The sequence below is a fragment of the Flavobacterium sp. SM15 genome (assembly GCF_022012335.1).
Classification (GTDB): domain Bacteria; phylum Bacteroidota; class Bacteroidia; order Flavobacteriales; family Flavobacteriaceae; genus Flavobacterium.
The window spans coordinates 76,467-98,610 of the sequence record NZ_JAKLTO010000008.1 but is presented as its reverse complement, the minus strand read 5'-3'; the positions used below and the strand labels follow the sequence as shown (position 1 = coordinate 98,610).

The window sequence follows — 22,144 nt, the reverse complement described above, 5'->3', positions numbered from 1 at the left end:
GTGGTTTTTTATTGCTAACTATAACTCAAACTGTTTTTATTTTTTTGAAGATTGCTTCAGAATTTCTACCACTTGAGTAGCTTTCCCAGCTTCTGCATGTTGTAAAGCAGTGTAACCGTTGTTGTCTTTTTCCCAAACTTTTGCGCCTCGGTCAATCAAAAATTTTGCAATTTCCGGTTGGTTGTAACGAGCAGCATACATTAACGGAGTCAATCCATTAGTTGCTTCATTTACATCCATTCCATATTCGATGAATTTCTTAACAGTAGTTAAATCTCCTTTACTGATTGCAACACAAAGTGGAGTTACATCATAGTTATAAATTGCAACATTTTTTGAAGTTGATGTTTCAACATTCGAAGCTAAAGCAACATTTGTAGCAGCTACTAAAGCCAAACCTAATAAACTGATCGTTTTTTTCATGATGATGATGATTGTTTTTGATTAATGATTAAAAAATTTATTATTATTTTTTATGAGTGATTTTTAAAATTGATTTTCGCTTTTTCCCATTTTCGGAAAGAAAGCATCCTTAACAATAGTATTTTCGATTATTTTATTGTTCTCTAAGATAATTTCTTCCATGGTTCTTTCACTTAGAAAAGCGCAGCCTTTCATTGAATTGATGTTGTTAATGATCTGATCGGCTTCAGAAATAGACTTTACAGTTTGCTGATTATTATATGTAGAATTAACTTCTTCTAAAACAGCATTTTCTGTTATCTGGTTATTTTCGGCAATAACTTCCTCAATGGTTTTTTCATAAGGCTGAAAATCGATTCCTTGTGCATTTTCAACGGTCATTTTTCTTCCTCCGTGACCACATTTTTTTACTAAAGAATGATTTTCGTTTGATTTTACTACTCCAATTTCGTTTGAAGATTGTACTTCTGTCGAGCGGATTTCTTCTTTGATGAATGATTGCTGACAATTTAAAGCCGAAGCGAAACTTGTAAAAGCCACTAAAGCGATTCCTAAATAAGTGATTGATGATTTCATGATGATTGATGATTTTGATTGATGATTTAATTTTTTTCAGCTGCACTCCAAATAATTTGTCACGCCATCGGATCATAATTGATTTATTGAATAGACGCTGGAAAAATAAAATCGTTACTGTGAAAATTCCATTATAACAAAAATTTAACAACCCTTTACTGATAATCGATATTTCAATACAGATCGTCGATGCTTTTAACTTTTCTTTAATGACACCGCAAAGAACAAAAAAACCACGCAAAGCGTGGTTAGTATAAGTTTAAGATTGGATTATCTTATTTATTCAAAAAAGTCAAAACGTTTTTTTCAATACGTTCGTTAATATTTGAAATATCGGCTTTCACAAATTCTTCTCCTAAAATATTCTCGAACAATTCGATGTACCTTTCAGAAACTGTTGCAATGTACTCATCGGTCATCTCTGGGATTTGCTGTCCTTCTTTTCCTTGGAAACCGTTAGCAATTAACCATTGGCGCACAAACTCTTTCGATAATTGTTTTTGCGCTTCGTTTTTGTCCTGTCTTTCCTGATAACCTTCGGCATAAAAGTAACGGGAAGAATCCGGAGTGTGGATTTCGTCAATCAAAACGATTTTCCCGTCTTTGGTTTTTCCGAACTCGTATTTTGTATCCACTAAAATCAATCCACGTGAAGCTGCAATTTCAGTTCCTCTTTGGAATAATGCTCTTGTATACTGTTCTAAAACGATATAATCTTCTTCGGAAACAATTCCTTTGGCTAAAATGTCTTCTCTTGAAATATCTTCGTCGTGCTCACCATTATCTGCTTTGGTTGAAGGCGTAATAATAGGAGTTGGAAATTTATCGTTTTCTTTCAATCCTTCCGGTAAAGCTACACCACATAACATTCTCTTTCCAGCAGCATACTCACGAGCCGCATGACCAGACAAATACCCGCGAATAACCATTTCTACTTTAAAAGGATCACACAAATGACCAACGGCTACGTTTGGATCCGGAGTTGCAATCAACCAGTTTGGAACGATGTCCTGAGTTAATTGCATGAATTTCGTTGCAATCTGATTTAAGATTTGTCCTTTGTAAGGAATTCCCTTTGGCATAACCACATCAAATGCAGAAAGGCGGTCTGTAGCCACCATTACCAAAAGCTCATCGTTTATGTTATAAACTTCTCTTACTTTACCGCGATATACGGATTTTTGACCCGGAAAGTTAAAATTGGTCGTTGTGATAGTATTCATTTGTGTTGTGTTGTTGTTTTTGTGCTGCAAAAGTAATCCGTTTACAATTGCTAAACAAAAAAGGAGAAAACTAATTTTCTCCTTTTTATCTAAATCTTAATTATTTAAACCTGATGTTATAGGTTACTCCTAAACCGACACTCTGCAGATTAAAATTATTCTCGGTAAAGGTATTCTGGTAATACCCATAAATATTCCAATCGTAATTATGATAACCTATTTGCGGATTCAGATACAACCCTCCCTTATTATTGTCTACATTGGTTAAAAAACCATACCCCACATCGGTACCAAAAAACAATCCTTTTGGCATAAAATAGTAACGGATATGTCCTGCTAATGGAATCATGCCAAAATCTTCAAAATCATCTTTGGCGAAATAATGATTGTACCCTGAAGCAATCCCAATCCCGATATTACGGGTAACCATGTGCTGCCCTCGCAAATCAAGTCCTAAATTAAACGACGAGACATCGCTGGCATCTCCCACAGGAACACCTGCTGTAATCCCTGCTTTAAACCATGAATTACTAGGCGTGATTTCTGCTTCATTTTCCTGAGCATTGATGGTATTTAACGACAATAACCCAATTCCGAAAATTAAAAATAACTTTTTCATAACATCCTTTTATTGGTTAACAATACAAAGTACCTGCTTATTAACCAATAAAGGATTATAGGATTTTTTTTAATTATTACAGAATTTCCACAGATCACTTTTAGTCGTGATTTTCAATACTCTTATAAGCATCAATGATTTTCTTAACTAAACGGTGGCGCACAATGTCTTTATCGTCTAGATAAATAATACCGATTCCGTCTACGTCTTTCAAAACCAGCAACGCTTCTTTCAATCCTGAAATGGTTCTTCTCGGTAAATCCACCTGCCCAGGATCTCCAGTAATGATGAATTTAGCGTTTTTCCCCATACGGGTTAAAAACATTTTCATTTGTGAGTGCGTTGTGTTTTGAGCCTCATCCAAAATTACGAAAGCATTATCTAGTGTACGTCCTCTCATGAAAGCCAACGGTGCAATCTGAATAATACCTTTTAAGATATAATCTTCCAATGTTTGTGGTGGCAACATATCACGCAACGCATCATACAACGGCTGCATGTACGGATCCAGTTTTTCTTTCATATCACCCGGAAGAAAACCTAAGTTCTCTCCTGCTTCCACTGCCGGACGGGTTAAAATGATTCGTTTTACCTGTTTCTCTTTTAAAGCTTTAACCGCTAAAGCAACGCCTGTATAGGTTTTACCGGTTCCTGCTGGCCCTACGGCAAAAACCATATCGTTTTTCTGCACGTAATCTACCAGTTTTTGTTGGTTTGGAGTCATCGCCTTGATGAGCTTTCCTCCAATTCCGTGCACTAAAATTTTATCGTGGTCAGGCATTCTTTGCTCGTCCTGACTGTTAGTTTGAACAATACGCTCAATTACATTGTCGTCAATGGAATTAAAACGTGTGAAATGAGTCATTAGGCGATTGAAGCGAACTTCAAACTCATCCAAAATTTCCTTCTCCCCGTAGGCTTTCACCAACGTGCCTCGGGCCACAATTTTTAATTTTGGGTATAATTTTTTAATTAGCTCTAAATGAGCATCTTGCGTACCCCAAAAATCTTTAGGGGTAATGTCGGTCAATTCAATGGTTCTTTCGTTCAAAAGCAACAAGGATTTAATTAAAAAATAAGTTAGCTTTGCATTATCTCAAATCTACTAAATTTTAGAAAATCTTTCTGTAATAGTTATAAACAAAATGATGTCAATAATTACGCTAACTACCGATTTTGGCTTGAAAGACCACTTTGTGGGCGCGCTGAAAGGCAAAATTATTACAGAACATCCTCAGGCACAGATTATTGACATTTCACACGATATCGACCTGTTTAATATTTCCCAGGCAAGTTACATTATCAATGCAGCTTACAACAGCTTTCCGAAAGGCTCTGTACACTTAATTGGTGTAGATTCGGAACGTACTTTTGAGAACAAACACATCGCCATGCAGTGGAATGATCATTATTTCATTTGTGCCGACAACGGAATCCTGAGCATCCTTACCCAGAAAATCGTTCCGCAGCAAATTGTGGAAATCAACATACATGATCGATTACCAGAAGGTTCTTCCGATATGGATGTTTTTGTAAAAGTAGCTTGTCATCTGGCAAAAGGCGGAACCTTGAGTGTTATAGGAAAAGAGATTTCTCAGATTAAAGCGATGAGCGAATTACAGGCCACCGCTACTTCCGATTCGGGTTCAATTAAAGGATACGTTGTCTATATTGATCATTTCGGAAATTGCGTAACCAATATTTCTAAAAAGTTCATTGCCGAGATAGGAAAAGGACGCTCTTTTGAAGTACGGTTCGGAACTAAAACCATAAAAAGCATTCACAACAGTTATTCTGATTTTAAAGTCTCCGAAAAATTCACCTTGAAAGATTACGAAGGCGAACGCTTGGCACTCTTCAACGAAGCTGATTTTCTGGAAATTGCTATCTATAAAAGCAATCCGTCCACAGTTGGCTCGGCAACGTCTTTATTAGGACTTAAATTCAGGGATTTAGTTACCATTCAATTCATTTAAAAATCAACAAAAATATAGTATGTTTGTACGCATTGTAAAACTGAGTTTTCATCAGGAAAATATACCGGCCTTTCTAGAAAATTTCGAACAAATGAAAGAGAAAATACGAAATGCGCCCGGAAACCGTTTCTTAGAATTGTATCAGGACAAAAACAATCCGTGTATTTTTTTCACGTACAGCTATTGGGAAACCGAGCAGGATTTGGAAAACTACCGCAATTCAGAACTGTTTTACGATGTTTGGACGTTTACCAAAAAGCTTTTCAACGACAAACCGGAAGCTTGGAGCGTAGATAAATTAGCAACTTTAGAATAATTACGAAACAGAATAAATGAAAGCATTATTATTAAGAGAAATCAAATCGTTTTTCGGTTCGCCGATCGGGTATTTGGTTATCGCTATTTTTCTTTTGCTCAACGGCTTGTTCCTTTGGGTTTTTGAAGGAGAGTTCAACATTTTAAAAAGCGGTTTTGCCGATTTGAGCCCGTTTTTCACTTTAGCGCCTTGGATTTTAATCTTCCTGATTCCTGCCGTGACCATGCGCAGTTTCTCCGACGAGAAAAAACAAGGAACCATCGAACTCATGCTTACCAAACCCTTAAGCACTTGGGAAATTGTAAACGGTAAATTTTTAGGTGCGTTACTTTTGATTGTAATTGCGATCATTCCAACATTGATTTATGTTTTTGTAATTTCTGATTTAGGAAATCCTTCCGGAAATTTGGATATGGGAAGTACCATGGGATCTTATTTTGGGTTGTTGTTCTTAATTGGCGCTTATTCTGCAATTGGGATTTTTACTTCTACCCTTTCTGACAATCAGATTGTGGCTTTTATTATTGCTGTATTCTTGTGTTTTCTTTTCTTCTACGGATTTGAAGGCGTTTCAACCTATTTAGGAAGTTTTGGCGATTTGTTTGCAAGCTTCGGTTTTGAATACCATTTTAAAAGTATGAGCCGCGGAGTTTTAGACACCCGAGACATTTTATATTTCGTTAGCGTTACCATCGCATTTTTAGCAGGAACGGTTTATCAACTTAAATCTTTGAAATGGTAATGATGAAAGAAGCTAAAAAACAAGGATTAAAGCAATTAGGCTTACTTATTGCTGGGTTGATTATCCTGAATGTTGCAGGAAATTACTTTTTCAAACGATTCGATTTAACGGCTGATAAACGTTATACCTTATCCGAAACGTCATTAAATTTAATCAAACAAATCGATAGTCCTTTGTACATCGATGTGTATTTGGAAGGACAATTTCCGGGAGAATTCAAGCGTTTACAAAGCGAAACCCGTCAAACGTTAGAGGAATTCAAGGCGTACAATTCCAACATTATCTTTCAGTTTGTCAATCCGTTACAAAAAGAAGAAGAGCGTGATGCCAACATGAAAATGCTGTACCAACGCGGATTAACTCCCGTAAGCATCACTGTTGACGATAAAGGTAAACAATCTCAGGAAGTGGTTTTCCCTTGGGCTGTGGCTACTTACAAAGACAAAGTCACTAAAGTTCAATTGCTTAAAAACATGATGGGTGCTTCTACGGAGGAAAAAGTAGTAAGTTCCGTTCAGCATTTGGAATATGCTTTTGCCGATGCGTTCAACAAAATAGTTAAAGAAAAACAGAAGAAAATCGCCATTATCAAAGGAATTGGTGAATTGCACGACCTTCAAATTGCCGATTTCCTTAAAACAGTACGTGAGAGTTATTACATCGGGCCTTTCACTTTAGATTCTGTTGCTAAAAGCCCGCAAGCTTCTTTGGCCGCGCTTAAAAAATATGATTTGGCGATCATTGCTAAACCCTCAAAACGTTTTACCGAAGAAGAGAAAGAAGTACTGGATCAGTTCATTGTTAACGGTGGAAAAACACTTTGGTTAGTGGATGAAGTTCAGGCAGAAATGGACAGTTTGTACAACGAATCCGGTGCAATTTTAGCCTATCCGAAAGATTTGAATTTAACGGATATGTTCTTCAAATATGGCGTTCGTATCAATCCTTTATTGGTAAAAGATGAACAGGCAACGCCAATTAAATTAGCAACGGGTGAACCGGGAAGCCAAACGCAATACGAGCAGTATTTCTGGAAGTATTCGCCTTTTGTGTATCCGCAATCGCAACATCCTATTGTTAAGAACATTGAAGGGGTAAAATTTGAATTTGCAAGCCCAATTGAACTGCTTAAAAACGATATCAAGAAAACCGTGTTAATGGAATCTTCGCAGTATTCAAAAGCGGTTGGAACACCAACTCAGGTAAGCCTTGAAATGGTTACTGAAGAAACCGGACCTAAAGATTATCCTGACGGCGGACGTCTTCCAATGTCTGTTTTATTGGAAGGTAAATTCCATTCGATGTATGAAAACCGTGTGCTTCCGTTTAAAGACACGACGTTCAAACCGGAAGGAAAAAACAACAAAATGATTGTTATTTCTGATGGTGATTTAATTAAAAACCAATTGGATCAAGCTTATCAGCCTTTAGAATTAGGGTACGATAAATGGACAAATACCTTGTTCGGAAACAAAGAATTTTTGCTTAACTGTGTGAATTACCTTTTAGACGACAACGGACTTATTAACATTAGAAGTAAAGATGTAGACCTTCCGTTATTAGACAAAGAAAAAGTACACGAGAGTTATACCTTCACACAAATTGTAACTGTCGGATTACCAATAGTTATTTTAGCAATTTTCGGATTCCTGTTTACCTTCTTAAGAAAGCGTAAATATGCCCGCTAGTTGTTAATAAATTTGTTTTTGCCGTTAATTAGATTAGAATATATTTGTGAATTGTAAAATATAAGTGCAATTTTACAATCCTTAAAAAAGAAGAAGATGAAGTTTATAGTATCCAGTTCGTATTTGTTAAAGCAATTGCAAGTATTAGGTAGTGTTATCAACAGTAGTAATACCTTACCTATTTTGGATAATTTCTTGTTTGAATTAGATAACAACCAGTTGCATGTTTCAGCTTCCGATTTAGAGACCACCATGTCTTCCACTTTGGAAATTGATTCAACCAGCCAGGGAAGTGTTGCGGTTCCTGCAAAATTATTATTGGAAATCCTTAAAACATTTCCAGAGCAGCCGTTAACCTTCACGGTTGAAGACAACAACACTATTGAAATCAGTTCAAATTCAGGAAAATATGCGTTGGCGTATGCTCCGGGTGATGAGTTCCCTAAAGCAGTTGTTTTAGACGAGCCTTCTTCTACTTTAGTTCCTGCTGAAGTATTGGCAACAGCAATCAGTAAAACGATTTTCGCAGCCGGAAACGATGATTTGCGTCCGGTTATGTCTGGAGTTTTCTTCCAATTCTCAACAGAAGGATTAATTTTCGTTGCAACGGATGCTCACAAATTGGTAAAATACGCAAGAGCCGATGTGAAAGCGTCACAAGCTGCCGATTTCATCATGCCAAAGAAACCTTTGAACATCTTAAAAGGAATTTTAGCAACTTCCGATGCAGAAGTAAAAATTGAATACAACGATTCGAACGCAACGTTCACTTTTGATAATTACACGCTAACTTGTCGTTTAATCGATGGTAAGTATCCAAACTACGAAGCGGTAATTCCGAAAGAAAACCCTAACAAATTATTGATGGACAGAAGCCAGTTTTTAAGTTCTGTTCGTCGTGTGGCGATCTTCGCAAACAAAACCACTCACCAAATCCGTTTGAAAATTGCGGGAGCTGAATTGAATATTTCTGCAGAAGACATCGATTACTCAAACAAAGCAGAAGAGCGTTTAACTTGTGATTACCAAGGAGACGATATGCAAATTGGTTTCAACTCGCGTTTCTTAACCGAGATGTTAACCAACTTACAATCGGACGAAATTCAATTGGAAATGTCCTTACCAAACAGAGCGGGAATCCTTACTCCTGTTGACGGATTAGACGAAGGCGAAACTGTTACCATGCTTGTTATGCCAGTAATGCTTAATAATTAGTAAGCAGTCACAGTTAACAGTCACAGAAAAACTTTAGTATAACCGAGACTGAGAACTCAAAATACGCTATAACCAACCCTTTATACCAAAAAACCGCAAGACCATATTGGAATTGCGGTTTTTTATTTTTGAAATTTATTTTCTAGTTGTAATGAATAAAATACAATTTTCTATTAGAATTTTTCTTTAAATCTTCCTTTGCTTTTTGATGATTTTGTTCGAAGGTTTCTAAATCGGTTCCTTTACAAATGCCATACGAATAATGATACTTAAGTAATTCCAGATCTCCATCAGAAAGAGATTTAATTCCATCATAACAAGTAGAAAAATAACTAGTACAATCTTTATTGTTTGTTGCAAAAAAGTAGCCTAAGGTATAAATAAAATTTCTTCTCAGTTGATTTTGCCTTACATTTGTATCAGGATATACATCTGAGTTAATTTTCAGACTGCACTTATTAATTTGATAGTTTCTATTACTCCAAAACAAATAATACCCTACAGAGTTTAAAATATTTTCCTCATAATTAATAGGCTGCTGCTTGTTTGTATAGTAAATAAAATAATTTGACTCTTCTTTAGTTTTAACAATTCTTATTTTTAAAGAATCGATTTTTTTGTCGAGGTCTTTTACAAACTTTTTAAATTCTTTTTTAGTTTTCTTATCTACCGATTTATCAAAATAAATTTTTATTGGTTCTTTCCAATATTTCATTCTAGATTTTTTGTCCCAAGAAACATTGTTAAACCAATTTTGTTTATTATAAACCAACTTTTTATACTTTTCCAAAAAAAGAGAATCCTTAGGCTCATATAAAACTTTTACCCCTTTTTGATCGATATTATCGTTAATCTCTATTAAAGTATCCTTTCCTTTAACTGTAAAACACAAAGAGTCAACTTTATAAGCACCGCTTTTCTTTAATTCTTTATACGATTCATAAGACATGTAACGAATTTCTCTGTGAACGTGTGTTTTTTCTTTTGTTTGAGCAAATAAAGATCCGCAAAATAATACCAACACTAATGCTTGTATAAACCTCATTTTTTTTAAACAAAAATAATAAATTTCTTTCAATAATATTATTATTCGTGAAAAGCTAAAATCGGAGTTTCTATATGATAAGATAATTTCTGAGTTAAGCTATGGGTAAACAATTCTTCAAAGAAATTTCGTTTTTGGGTTACCATAGCAAGAATGTCAATGTCTTGATGTTCAACAAAATCCAAGATGGTTTCTTTTACATCATCGTGAGGGATAACGAAAAATTCCACCGGTTCGTTTTTAAATTCTGATTTCCAATATTCGATACCTTCATCGGTTACCCCAAACTTATGGGTTTTTACCGCTAAGCATTTCACTGTTGCATGGAATCGTTTTGCGATACTGATTGCTTTATGGAGCGCCATTCGATCGTGATCATTGAAAGTTGTAGTGAAACCAATGTATTTGATTCGTTCAAAATGTGCTTTATTCGGAATGCTCAACAAGGTTACCGGGACATTCACAATCGCATTTCCGGTATTGGAACCCAAAAAGATTTCCTGCAGTCCCGAAGCTCCATTGGTTCCCATTACAACCATATCAATCTTTTCTTCATGACAAAGTTCTTTCATAATACGAACCAAATCTCCATGGCGCAGTACATGACTCATTTTCACATCGTCTAACTGATGTTTCTCCGCAATTTTTCTAAGATGTGGAATCTGATCCTTAAAGTTTTCAAAATTGTTCAGTTCAATGGAATCATAAATTTCCACCAATGTTATCGGTACTTCACCAAAAGAAACCGAGGGCAAATCGTAGACATGAAGTACAATTACTTCCGCATCAATCGATTTGGCCATTTCTAAAGCGTAAACAAAAGCGTTATTTGCCGTTTCAGAAAAATCTGTTGGAAAGAGTATCTTTTTCATGACTGCTGATTTTTAAAATTCTTACATAAAGTTACTAAATGTAGCGCACATAAAAAGTGATAAATATCAGTTTTACAATTATTTAACCTGAAAAGCTTTTAGTTGTTGATTATTGGTTGTTAGCGAACTGCCGAAAAACTTTGTACCTTTGCAACCGCATAACTCAGTAACTCAACAAATGATTTCAAACGATACTATTGTGGCTTTGGCAACCCCTTCTGGTGCAGGTGCAATTGCGGTGATTCGTGTTTCCGGAAAAGAAGCGATTAGTATTGCTTCTGGAGTATTTCAATCCATTTCAGGAAAGGATATTACCAAACAACGTACACATACTTTGCACTTAGGACATATTGTTGACCAGGGTAAAGTGTTGGATCAGGTGTTACTGTCGATTTTTAAAGGAACAAATTCCTATACAGGAGAAAATACAGTGGAAATTTCCTGCCACGGATCAACCTATATTCAGCAGCAAATCATTCAGTTATTGCTTCGTAAAGGATGCCGAATGGCGCAAGCCGGAGAATTTACTTTACGTTCTTTTTTAAACGGCAAAATGGACTTATCGCAAGCCGAAGCGGTAGCCGATTTAATTGCATCAGATAACGAGGCCAGCCACCAGATTGCCATGCAGCAAATGCGTGGTGGATTCAGTAATGAAATTGCCAAACTACGTGAAGAACTTTTAAACTTTGCTTCGTTAATTGAATTGGAGCTAGATTTTGCTGAAGAAGATGTTGAATTTGCAGACCGAACCGCTTTTCACGAACTGGTAAACCGTATCGAATTCGTATTAAAACGACTAATTGATTCTTTCGCAGTTGGAAACGTTATTAAAAACGGAATTCCTGTTGCTATTGTTGGTGAACCAAATGTTGGAAAATCAACCTTACTGAATGCTTTGTTAAACGAAGAACGTGCCATCGTGTCTGATATTGCCGGAACTACCCGTGATACCATCGAAGACGAGTTAGTTATTAACGGCATCGGCTTTAGATTTATTGATACCGCCGGAATTCGTGAAACTCAAGACCATGTAGAAAGCATCGGAATCAAAAAGACTTTTGAAAAGATTGAACAGGCACAAGTAGTATTGTATTTGGTCGATGGTTCACAGTTTAATGCTGAAAGTCAATTAGAATTATTCATTAACGAAATCGGTAAAATTCAAAACCAATATCCTCAAAAATCATTAATCGTCATTGTTAATAAAAAAGATGTTATCCCTCAAGATACGTTCAACCAAATCAACAACAGATTGAGTGCTTATCAAGAGGAATTATCAACGGTAAACCGACATCTTTCAACCATTTTCATCTCCGCCAAAAACAAAGAAGGTATCGAAGATTTGAAAAACCAACTCTTATCTTTTGTAAATACCGGAGCGCTTCGAAACAACGAAACCATCGTTACCAACACACGCCACTACGATTCACTATTAAAGGCTTTAGAGGAAATTCAAAAAGTAAAATGGGGCTTGCAGAATAATTTATCGTCTGATTTAATGGCAATTGACATTCGTCAGGCGTTGTATTATTTTGGAGAGATTACCGGGCAGGTTACTAATGACGAGCTTTTGGGTAATATTTTTGCTAATTTTTGTATTGGAAAGTAACTTTACATAAAAAAGCCCGCAAATCATGCAGGCTTTTTCTAAATTATCTACAAAATCAGGTGCGTAAACAAATCCGCATCTTCATTCAGATACTGATAACTGTATTTTCTCAACTGCAGTTGCTCTTCAATTTTTCTGAAATCCTTCTGATCTTTCAATTCTACCCCAACAACAGCGGGACCACTTTCCCTGTTATTCTTTTTGGAAAACTGAAAATACGTTATATCGTCATCAGGCCCCAAAACATTATTCACAAATTCCTTCAAAGCGCCCGGCCGTTGTGGAAAATTGACAATAAAATAATGCTTTAAGCCTTCATACAGCAACGACCGCTCTTTAATTTCTTCAGTTCGGGTAATGTCATTATTGCTTCCACTAACAATACAAACCACGTTTTTGCCTTTAATTGCTTCCTTGTAAAAGTCCAAAGCTGCAATAGTTAAAGCACCAGCAGGTTCTACTACCAGAGCTTCTTCATTATACAATTGCAAAATGGTGGAACATACTTTTCCTTCCGGAACCGAAACGATATCGTGTAAAACCTCCTTACAAATAGCAAAAGTTATTTCACCCACCCGCTTTACAGCTGCGCCATCCACAAACTTATCAATGTGTTCCAATGTTGTGTTGGCTCCGTTTTGTATTGAGGTTTTCATGGATGAAGCTCCTGCAGGTTCTACCCCAATTATTTTGGTTTTTGAACTAAGCTGATTAAAAACCGAACAGACTCCAGCTGCCAAACCTCCACCTCCAATAGGAACAAAAAGATAGTCGATAGGTTCTTTGGCAGAATCCAATAATTCCAAAGCAATGGTGCCTTGTCCGGCTATTACTTCCCGGTCATCAAAAGGATGGATAAAAACCGCTTGACTATTTTCACAAAACCTACTCGCATCCTGAAAAGTTTCGTCAAAGGTGTCTCCTTTTAAAACAATTTTCACTTTGTCTTTACCAAAAAGCTTGACCTGCTTAATTTTTTGTTGTGGAGTTGTTACCGGCATAAAAATTGTCGCTTCAATATTGAGTTTATTGCAAGCATAGGCCACGCCCTGAGCATGATTTCCGGCGCTTGCACAAACTACCCCTTTTTGTTGTTGGGTCATACTTAACGAAGCTATTTTATTATAGGCTCCCCTTAATTTATAGGAACGTACCGGCTGCAAATCTTCCCGTTTTAGCCAAACCTGAGCGGAAAATGCTTCGCTCAGGTTTTCATTTTTCACCAAAGGCGTATGAACTGCAACATTCATTATTCTTTCTTTGGCTTGTGTTACTTTCTCTAACGTTATCATTGCTGATTGGGTCTTAACTTTCGCACTTGCATTCCGGTTTGCCAAAACTCGCTTTCATGGATTTGTTGCAATTCTTTTTGCAGTTTTTCTCGGTAATCGGGTTTGGAATTCGCTTCGATAACAATTTCTGCTTCCTTTCCTGAAAGCACATTGTCATACAATTCATTTAAAACAGGTTCTGTAGCTTCACGGAATTTTCCTTTCCAGTCCAGAGCCCCGCGTTGTGCCGTAGTGGAACAGTTGGCAAACATCCAATCCATACCGTTTTCGGCTACTAAAGGCATTAGGCTTTGGGTTAATTCTTCCACAGTTTCATTGAAAGCTTCACTGGGGGAATGTCCACGCTGACGTAACACATTGTACTGCGCCTCAAATATTCCGGCAATTGCCCCCATTAAAACACCGCGTTCGCCCGTAAGATCGCTGTATACTTCTTTCTGAAAAGTTGTTTCAAACAGGTACCCAGAACCGATAGCAATTCCTAAAGCCAAAGTGCGTTCTTTTGCTTTACCGGTAGCATCCTGATAAACCGCAAAACTTGAGTTAAGCCCTTGTCTTTTTAAAAACAAACTGCGCAATGATGTTCCGGAACCTTTGGGAGCAACCAAAACCACATCAACGTCTTTAGGTGGCACTATGCCTGTTTTCTCATGAAAAGTAACTCCAAAACCGTGCGAAAAATACAATGCTTTTCCTTTTGATAAATGTTTTTTTAAAGTTTCCCAAGCCTGCATTTGTCCGGCATCGGAAAGTAAATTCATAAGGATTGTTCCTTTTTGACAGGCTTTGTCCAATTCAAAAAGAGTTGTACCTTCTACCCAACCATCAGCCAAAGCTTTGTCCCAGCTTGCAGTCCCTTTGCGCTGGCCTACAATAACATTGATACCGTTATCTTTTAAATTTAAAGCCTGTCCTGGCCCCTGTACTCCGTAACCGATTACTGCTACGGTTTCGTTTTTTAATACTTCCTGCGCTTTGTGTAAGCTGAATTCCTCTCGGGTAACTACATTTTCCAGTACCCCTCCAAAATTGATTGTTGCCATTGTTTAGTGTTCTAATTCTTTTAAATACGTTGATAATTCTTTCATGGGCTTGGTGATTGCCACTCTTCCGGAGCGGGCAAATTCCAATATCCCATAAGGTTTTAATTTTTCAAATAATTGTTGTGTTTCCGCCACATGACCGGTTTTCTCAATCACCATAAACTGAGGGTCAACGGTTAAAATACGGGCATAGTTTTCCCGTATTACCTTTTCCACATCACCATTGCTCAATAAACCATTTCTGATTTTATACAAGGCAATTTCCTGATGCACCACCTCCTGATCTTCATGCACAAATACTTTGATTACATCAATTAACTTCTCAATCTGTCCGACAACTTTATCAATTTGTTCCCGATGCGTTCTAAGAACAATTGTGTAGCGAAACACCCCTTTCACTTCCGATTCTGAAGCGGTGATACTATCGATGTTTAAATGCCTGCGGGTAAAAATGATCGTGATTCGATTCAATATCCCGATACTGTTTTCGGTAAATACCGATACTGTGAATGTTGTTTCCATAGTTGTTCTTTTTAATTTATACCAAGCGTATTTCTGAAACCGAAGCTCCGGTAGGCACCATCGGAAATACATTCTCTTCTTTAGCAACCGCAACCTCCAACAGATAAGCTCCTTCATGGTCAAGCATTTGCTTTAAGGCTTTTTTCAATGCTGCCCTAACTTCTACTTTTTGGGCTTCGATGCTGTACGATCTAGCCAATGCCACAAAATCAGGGCTTATCATTTCCGTGAAGGAATAGCGTTTTTCGAAAAACAATTGCTGCCATTGTCTGACCATGCCCAAAAATTTATTGTTCAAAATCACGATTTTCACAGCCATTTTACTTTGCAGTATAGTTCCCAGTTCCTGAAGTGTCATTTGGAATCCGCCATCTCCAATTATTGCTATAACCTCTTTCTCAGGAGCTCCTAACTTTGCACCAATAGCCGCCGGCAACGCAAAACCCATTGTACCCAAACCGCCAGAGGTCACATTGCTCTTGGTTTGATTGTACTGATAATAGCGCGCTGCCATCATTTGGTGTTGACCGACATCGGTAACAATTACCGCTTCTCCTTTTGTGAGTTCCGAAAGTAATTCGATTACTTCATCCATTTTTAGTTCTTCGGAAGGCATTATTTTTTTGGTATTGGCTAACGTGTACACTTCCATTGCTTTGGCTTCTTTAAATTCCTGCAACCACAAGGGGTATTCTTTTTCTGAAATCAATTCTGTCATTTTCCTCAAGGCTTCTTTAGCATCGGCGTGAACCGCTACATCGGCTTTAATTATTTTGTTGAGTTCCGAAGCATCAATATCGACATGAATTATTTTAGCCTGTTTGGCATAACGCGAAACATCCCCTGTAACACGATCATCGAAGCGCATACCCACCGCCAACAACACATCACACTCATTGGTTTTGATGTTGGGCGCATAATCCCCATGCATACCCAAAAAGCCGGCATATAACGGATGATTGTTAGGAAATGCCCCTAGCCCCAAAAGGGTTGAGGCAACCGGTATTCCTGCTTTCTCGGCAAATTGCAGTAATTCCTTTTCAGCATTGCTTAACATAATTCCCTGACCAATTACCATTAAAGGTTTTTCCGCTTGATTGATCAATAATGAAGCCGCTTCAATAGCTGGTTTGGACAATTCTGGTTTGGGATGATAACTTCGTATCTGGGTGCATTTTTCGTAATGGAACTCCATCATTTCAAATTGGGCATCTTTAGTAATGTCAATTAAAACCGGCCCTGGACGACCTGATTTTGCGATGTAAAAAGCTTTTGCAATCGCAGCAGGTATTTCACTTGCTTTAGTGACCTGACAATTCCATTTGGTAACCGGCATTGAGATTCCCATAACGTCGGTTTCCTGAAACGCATCGGTTCCTAAAAGATGGGAAGCTACCTGACCTGTTATACATACCAAAGGTGTAGAGTCGATTAAAGCATCGGCTAACCCTGTGATTAAATTAGTCGCTCCGGGACCAGAAGTTGCAAACACGACTCCTGTTTTTCCTGATACTCGGGCATATCCCTGCGCCGCATGGATAGCGCCTTGTTCATGACGCACCAAAATATGGTTGACACTATCCGCATAGTCGTATAAAGCGTCATAAATTGGCATGATTGCACCTCCCGGATATCCAAATATCGTATCAACTTTTTCTGCAACTAAGGATTTTAAAACGGCTTGAGCGCCCGTTATTTTTGTTGTCTTCATCGCTTATTTTTTTAATTATCGGTTACACATCCGGTGGAAGCGCTGGAAACACATTGCATATACTTGTACAAAACCCCTTTGGTTACTTTAGGTTTGGGCTGCTTCCATGCCATTTTCCTTCTCAGCAATTCGAAATCATTTACTTTTACATTTAAAGCATTGTTCTGAGCATCAATAGTGATGACATCTCCATTTTGCACAAGGGCTAGTGTCCCGCCTACGTAGGCTTCTGGCGTAATATGTCCTACTACAAAACCATGTGTTCCGCCAGAAAATCGGCCGTCTGTAATTAATGCGACACTTTTACCCAGTCCGGCTCCCATAATTGCCGAGGTTGGCTTGAGCATTTCCGGCATGCCCGGGCCGCCTTTAGGTCCACAATAACGGATTACAATTACTTCTCCCGTTGTACTTCACTGTTTTTGATTCCTTCTATAACAGCATATTCATCATCATACACTCGGGCTGGGCCTTCAAAATAATCACCCTCGTTCCCGCTTATTTTTGCCACACTTCCTTGGGGAGCAAGATTACCGAAAAGCACTTGCAGATGTCCGTTTGGTTTTACCGGTGCTTTTACCTTGAGAAATACCTCCTGATCAGGTTTTAAATCCGGAACTAAGGCAAGGTTTTCTGCCACGGTTTTTCCTGTTACCGTAAGACAGTCGCCATGCAGAAAATCATGTTTCAGCAAATACTTCATTACCGAAGGAATGCCTCCTACTTCATGCAAATCTTCCATGAGGTATTTTCCGCTGGGTTTTAAATCGGCCAGAACAGGGGTTTTGTCACTTATGCGCTGAAAATCTTCCAAAGTCAATTCAATATCAACTGAATGGGCCATTGCGATCAGGTGCATCACTGCATTGGTGGAACCGCCTAACACCACTACCATGGTCATTGCATTTTCAAAGGATTTCTTGGTCATGATGTCTTTGGGTTTGATACCCTTTTCCATTAAAAGCCTCAGTGCCTTACCTGCCTGAAAACATTCTTCTTTTTTTTGAGAGCTTAAGGCCGGATTGGACGAACTGTAAGGTAAACTCATTCCTAAAGCTTCAATTGCCGAAGCCATCGTATTTGCCGTGTACATTCCACCACAAGCTCCTGCTCCGGGGCAGGCATTTTGGATGATTCCTTTATAATCTTCGGGTGAAATGGTGTTATTGATTTTCTTTCCGAGTGCTTCAAAAGCGGAAACAATGTTCAGAGATTCCCCTTTCCATTTTCCGGAATGAATGGTGCCTCCGTATATCATGATGGCCGGTCGATTGAGTCTACCCATTGCCATTACCGAACCCGGCATGTTCTTATCACAACCCACTACGGCTAGTACAGCATCATACCATTGCGCGTTAACCACGGTTTCTATTGAATCGGCAATAACATCCCGGGAAACCAAGGAAAAGCGCATTCCGTCTGTTCCGTTGGAAATCCCATCGCTAACCCCAATAGTGTTGAAAATTAAGCCTACCAAATTTTCACTCTGAACTCCGGCTTTCACTTCTTTAGCTAAGGCGTTCAAATGCATGTTACAGGTATTCCCTTCGTAACCTGTGCTGACAATTCCTACCTGAGCTTTCTCCATATCCGCTTCAGTTAAACCGATACCATACAGCATGGCTTGTGCAGCAGGTTGCGTTTGGTCTTGCGTTATGGTTTTGCTGTAATGATTTAATGTTTTCATATTAATAAGTGCTGAGTGTGGTTACTTTCTCTCTGACCAATTTGGCATAAGCCTCCTGCAATCGTTTTCCCAAAGAATCGTTCCAGTCTTTTCGGAATTTGATTTCATCTACCGATTCAATACCTATGATTTCAGCAGCAGTACCGCAATAAAAAGCGCTGTCGGCTTCCCATAAATCTTCAGGAGTATACAAGCCCTGCAACACTTCAATGCCCATTTTTTCTGCAAGTTCCAGAACGGTTGCTCTGGTAATTCCGGGTAAAATATTCCCAAGCTTTGGTGTGAACAACATACCATCGTTTTCAAAAAAAAGGTTGGCACCGGGACCTTCTGCTAAATGTCCGTCACTGTCTAAAAGCAAGGCTTCATCATAACCGTTATCCTTTGCTTCTGTGGTAGCAAGAATTGAATTTACATAATGCCCGCATACTTTAGCTTCGATTTGTATGGAACGTGGATGAGGGCGGCAAAAAGAAGAAATAGCCAAACGCAATTGTTTATCGCCCAAATAGGCACCCCATTCCCAGGCGCAAATCATAAGGGAAACTTTATTGGGGCGCATTAAACTCATGTTTGGGTTGCAAAAAACCAACGGGCGAACATACGCATCGCTCAAATTGTTAGCCTCCAAAAGATGGTAAGTGGCTTCAACCAATTCTGTTACGGTATAGTCAAAAGGAATATTGACCAGTTCGCAGGATCTCTTTAAGCGCTGATAGTGTTCTTCGGCTTTAAAAACGTTAGTGCCCTTTTTAGTTTTGTAAGCACGGATGCCCTCAAAAACTCCATAACCGTAATGCATTGTCTGACTGTACAAATCGGTAACCGATTCGCCTGCTTTTACCATTTCTCCGTCGAGAAAAATTACTGTGTGGTTGTTGTAGTACATAGGTTTGATTTAAAAAATGTTACGGATTGAAAACAAAAAAGCCTTTCCCGCATAGTGAGAAAGGCTCTGAAAAGTTTAGACAATATCAGCCTGACTCACCCGGATGGGTAAATAATAATGCTGATAATAATAATTGCGAATACTGTCATTTTTGTGTAAAATAAAAAAGCCTCCTGATTTCTCGGGAGGCTTTTTATATATGATTATAAAAACTAGTTACAGCACTCCCCCGCCCTTGCGATAATCGCAATTGCAATACTAATAGAAGGAATGATAACGATGTTTTTCATTGTTTTTCTGTGATTTGAGCTACAAAAGTAATGGAATTTTTCAAAAAACAAGTATTTTTTGAGAAAAATGTAATTTTCTTGTTTTTCCATCTTCTGTTCTGATATAAACTCAAGACATTTAAAACCCAAGTGCAGCAACACCTTACTCAGGTATAAAACCATTATCCGATAATCAATAAAAATTTGTTTTTTTATTGGAATCTCCACTATAAAATAGGGCTTGTGTTTTACTTCCCGCCTAATAATACATCTTAAACCCCATACTGTTTGCCAAAGCATATTGCTTATCGAAAAGTTCTTGGGTTAATTCAATAACATCATCATATTCTTCACTTAAAGAGAAATAAAGATTATCCAATACTGAGCTTAGAATAGGTGCCCGATTGCCATAACCCGAAATGGCTTTGGCACCGGTAACATCTAAAAAATACTGAAAGGTTTCTTCGTCTAAGTCCAGTTGCAACGTATTGGAAAAATGGATGATTTTCCCTTTGAGTTTACCTTCGAACAACTCCGCAATTTCCTCGAAACTATAGTAGTAGTCGTCTATTTTAAGCTCGTTGCTTCTTCCTTCAAAAACCAGATAAATGACTGCGTAATCCTTAAAATGACGGTCTTCATATAACAGTGTACTGATGCTTTCCTCAAACCCTTCAATACTGTCACAGGTTTTGTACACATTGGTAATGCCGTAACGCACCGCTAAAGTCTCTAAAGAAGGTAGAATTATGCTCTTTGAGGTTGCTGTGTCTGCAACGGATTCTAAGCAGTAGATGTAGTGGTTGTTGGGCATTTTCTTTTTTATTTCTCTTACAAAGGTCGGGAATTTTGTTTCTTCTTCTTTTGTCTTGATACAAAAGAAGCAAAAGATCAAGACTGGAACGCTGCGCCTAAAAAATAAAAGCAACTCCTAAATTATCCGAACTCGCTGGCGCTCAGACAGCGGATAATTCTTAACGGAGTTGCTTTTATTTTTCTTAACGGCTTCGCGTTCTAAGGTCGAGAAAAGCTTTGATTCACGATTGATCTTTGTTAATTAATGCATTTATAACTCAAAACATGGTAATTATACAAACATCCAATCAATTCATATAACACTAAAAATCAGGTATTTAATAACTTTACTCTGTAGTTTTCATTTGTTTTTTACAATACTATGAAACTACAAATTATACATTAAAGCTAAAGTTATGAAAACGATCAAGAAAATCATATTTATAGTAGTACTGTTGGTAGGTATGATGGGACTGACATCACAAAAAGCTACAGCTCAGGTGGCTGTGAGCTTTCAGATGTTTTATGATAACCTAAGCGTTCACGGTAGCTGGATTAGTGACCCAACCTACGGTTACGTTTGGTCTCCTAGTGTGGGCGCTGGGTTTGCCCCCTACCGTACCAACGGGTATTGGGTATATACCGACTACGGTTGGACCTGGGTTTCCAACTATTCGTGGGGATGGGGTCCTTTCCACTACGGACGCTGGTTCTATGACCCTTTCTACGGATGGTTATGGGCGCCGGATACCGTTTGGGCACCGGCCTGGGTAACCTGGAGGTATTATGACGGATATTACGGATGGGCACCTATCGCCCCGGGCATCAGCATTGACATTGCTTTCGGTAACAGTTACAGCGTTCCTTACAATCAATGGTGCTTTGTGAGAGAACGGGATTTTGGTAGACGTAACATCAGTAATTACTATGTAAACTCGTCCAACAACACTACGATCATCAATAATTCTACCGTAATCAACAACGTTCGTTCCGGAAATGGCGGCCGATACAATGCAGGACCAAGCCGAGATCACGTCCAGAAAAAAACAGGTAATGCCGTAGCGGAGGTAAATATAAAAGACAGAAACCAACCGGGTCAGAGTATGTCCCGAAACGAATTACAATTGTACAAACCTAATGTAGAGCGTGGAAATAAAGCTGCACCAGCTAAGGTAACAAGCAGAAATGAAGCAAAAGCAACACCGGAAAGAAAAACCGAAGCCCGAATTGTAAGACCGGAAACCAATCGAAATGCCAAAGAAGAAAGACAATTGCAACGACCAAAAGAACAACAACGTATAAATGAACCTGCAAGACAAAAAGAAAACCTAGGCACTAAAGCAAGGGAAAAAGCCGCTCAGGAAGAACGTGATGTTAGACGTTTCGAACAAAATGTAAACGAGCAGGAACAACAAATACAACGTGTTGAACAAAGGGCCCGTGAGAGAGAAAACAAACGAATCCAAAGACAACAGCCCACAGATGTTCAGCCTAATGCAGCACCTGCTAGAAGCGAAATTCAAAACCAAAGAAGGGAACTACAACAACGTGGTAATAATGTCGAAAAACGTACCCCTGTAAGACAACAACCGGAGCGCATTAACGAACCGAGCCGTCAGGGAAGATAAT

General features: G+C 38.3%; 20 protein-coding genes and 1 pseudogene. 7 read left to right on the top strand and 14 right to left on the bottom strand.

Annotated features, from left to right (window positions below; translation table 11 throughout):
* Positions 1-36 precede the first annotated feature (36 nt).
* From LZZ90_RS12865 to LZZ90_RS12845, 5 genes are all read right to left on the bottom strand, one after another.
* Positions 37-423 (bottom strand): ankyrin repeat domain-containing protein, encoded by a 387-nt coding sequence (locus LZZ90_RS12865; protein WP_237791110.1) that lies wholly within the window; start codon positions 421-423, stop codon positions 37-39.
* A 63-nt stretch (positions 424-486) separates the two neighbouring features.
* Positions 487-999 (bottom strand): hypothetical protein, encoded by a 513-nt coding sequence (locus LZZ90_RS12860; protein ID WP_237791109.1) that lies wholly within the window; start codon positions 997-999, stop codon positions 487-489.
* Between the two features lie 275 nt (positions 1,000-1,274).
* Positions 1,275-2,222: a phosphoribosylaminoimidazolesuccinocarboxamide synthase gene (locus LZZ90_RS12855; protein WP_237791108.1), complete on the bottom strand. Its 948-nt coding sequence runs from the start codon at positions 2,220-2,222 to the stop codon at positions 1,275-1,277.
* 100 nt (positions 2,223-2,322) lie between these two features.
* Complete coding sequence (locus LZZ90_RS12850; RefSeq protein WP_237791107.1) at positions 2,323-2,841, bottom strand: hypothetical protein; 519 nt, start codon at positions 2,839-2,841, stop codon at positions 2,323-2,325.
* A gap of 100 nt (positions 2,842-2,941) precedes the next feature.
* Positions 2,942-3,892, bottom strand: a complete 951-nt coding sequence (locus LZZ90_RS12845; protein ID WP_237791106.1) for a PhoH family protein — start codon at positions 3,890-3,892, stop codon at positions 2,942-2,944.
* 97 nt (positions 3,893-3,989) lie between these two features.
* On the opposite strand from LZZ90_RS12845, the gene LZZ90_RS12840 reads away from it, so the two are divergent.
* The 5 genes from LZZ90_RS12840 to dnaN all read left to right on the top strand — a co-directional run bounded on the left by LZZ90_RS12840 (position 3,990) and on the right by dnaN (position 8,778).
* Positions 3,990-4,817, top strand: a complete 828-nt coding sequence (locus LZZ90_RS12840; protein WP_237791118.1) for an S-adenosyl-l-methionine hydroxide adenosyltransferase family protein — start codon at positions 3,990-3,992, stop codon at positions 4,815-4,817.
* 19 nt (positions 4,818-4,836) lie between these two features.
* Positions 4,837-5,133, top strand: coding sequence for a putative quinol monooxygenase (locus LZZ90_RS12835; RefSeq protein WP_237791105.1), 297 nt, complete (start codon positions 4,837-4,839; stop codon positions 5,131-5,133).
* A 16-nt stretch (positions 5,134-5,149) separates the two neighbouring features.
* Positions 5,150-5,875, top strand: a complete 726-nt coding sequence (gene gldF / locus LZZ90_RS12830; RefSeq protein ID WP_237791104.1) for a gliding motility-associated ABC transporter permease subunit GldF — start codon at positions 5,150-5,152, stop codon at positions 5,873-5,875.
* A gap of 2 nt (positions 5,876-5,877) precedes the next feature.
* Entirely contained in the window at positions 5,878-7,563 is a 1,686-nt protein-coding gene (gene gldG / locus LZZ90_RS12825) for a gliding motility-associated ABC transporter substrate-binding protein GldG (RefSeq protein ID WP_237791117.1), read from the top strand.
* A gap of 96 nt (positions 7,564-7,659) precedes the next feature.
* Positions 7,660-8,778, top strand: coding sequence for a DNA polymerase III subunit beta (dnaN, locus tag LZZ90_RS12820; RefSeq protein WP_237791103.1), 1,119 nt, complete (start codon positions 7,660-7,662; stop codon positions 8,776-8,778).
* Between the two features lie 142 nt (positions 8,779-8,920).
* Here dnaN and LZZ90_RS12815 read toward each other — a convergent pair whose 3' ends face one another.
* Together LZZ90_RS12815 and LZZ90_RS12810 are read right to left on the bottom strand one after the other, a co-directional pair.
* Entirely contained in the window at positions 8,921-9,823 is a 903-nt protein-coding gene (locus tag LZZ90_RS12815; protein WP_237791102.1) for a hypothetical protein, read from the bottom strand.
* 41 nt (positions 9,824-9,864) lie between these two features.
* Positions 9,865-10,695, bottom strand: coding sequence for a universal stress protein (locus LZZ90_RS12810; protein WP_237791101.1), 831 nt, complete (start codon positions 10,693-10,695; stop codon positions 9,865-9,867).
* 178 nt (positions 10,696-10,873) lie between these two features.
* Between LZZ90_RS12810 and mnmE the strand changes: the two genes are divergently transcribed.
* The gene (mnmE, locus tag LZZ90_RS12805; protein ID WP_237791100.1) at positions 10,874-12,307 is read left to right on the top strand and encodes a tRNA uridine-5-carboxymethylaminomethyl(34) synthesis GTPase MnmE; all 1,434 of its coding nucleotides are present in this window, start codon (positions 10,874-10,876) and stop codon (positions 12,305-12,307) included.
* Positions 12,308-12,354: 47 nt separating this feature from the next.
* Here mnmE and ilvA read toward each other — a convergent pair whose 3' ends face one another.
* From ilvA to LZZ90_RS12770, 7 genes and pseudogenes are all read right to left on the bottom strand, one after another.
* A complete protein-coding gene (gene ilvA / locus LZZ90_RS12800; RefSeq protein WP_237791099.1) occupies positions 12,355-13,599 on the bottom strand; it encodes a threonine ammonia-lyase IlvA in 1,245 nt (414 codons plus the stop codon).
* Positions 13,596-14,642: a ketol-acid reductoisomerase gene (ilvC, locus tag LZZ90_RS12795; protein WP_237791098.1), complete on the bottom strand. Its 1,047-nt coding sequence runs from the start codon at positions 14,640-14,642 to the stop codon at positions 13,596-13,598. The genes ilvA and ilvC overlap by 4 nt, the downstream gene beginning before the upstream one ends.
* Positions 14,643-14,645: 3 nt before the next feature.
* Positions 14,646-15,164, bottom strand: coding sequence for an acetolactate synthase small subunit (ilvN, locus tag LZZ90_RS12790; RefSeq protein WP_237791097.1), 519 nt, complete (start codon positions 15,162-15,164; stop codon positions 14,646-14,648).
* A gap of 16 nt (positions 15,165-15,180) precedes the next feature.
* Positions 15,181-16,875, bottom strand: a complete 1,695-nt coding sequence (gene ilvB, locus LZZ90_RS12785) for a biosynthetic-type acetolactate synthase large subunit (RefSeq protein ID WP_237791096.1) — start codon at positions 16,873-16,875, stop codon at positions 15,181-15,183.
* Positions 16,876-16,886: 11 nt separating this feature from the next.
* Positions 16,887-18,562 (bottom strand): annotated as a pseudogene (gene ilvD / locus LZZ90_RS12780) (dihydroxy-acid dehydratase).
* 1 nt (position 18,563) lies between these two features.
* A complete protein-coding gene (locus LZZ90_RS12775; protein WP_237791095.1) occupies positions 18,564-19,451 on the bottom strand; it encodes a branched-chain amino acid transaminase in 888 nt (295 codons plus the stop codon).
* A 528-nt stretch (positions 19,452-19,979) separates the two neighbouring features.
* Positions 19,980-20,534, bottom strand: coding sequence for a DUF6642 family protein (locus tag LZZ90_RS12770; RefSeq protein WP_237791094.1), 555 nt, complete (start codon positions 20,532-20,534; stop codon positions 19,980-19,982).
* Between the two features lie 397 nt (positions 20,535-20,931).
* Between LZZ90_RS12770 and LZZ90_RS12765 the strand changes: the two genes are divergently transcribed.
* Positions 20,932-22,143, top strand: a complete 1,212-nt coding sequence (locus LZZ90_RS12765; RefSeq protein WP_237791093.1) for a DUF6600 domain-containing protein — start codon at positions 20,932-20,934, stop codon at positions 22,141-22,143.
* Position 22,144 lies beyond the last annotated feature (1 nt).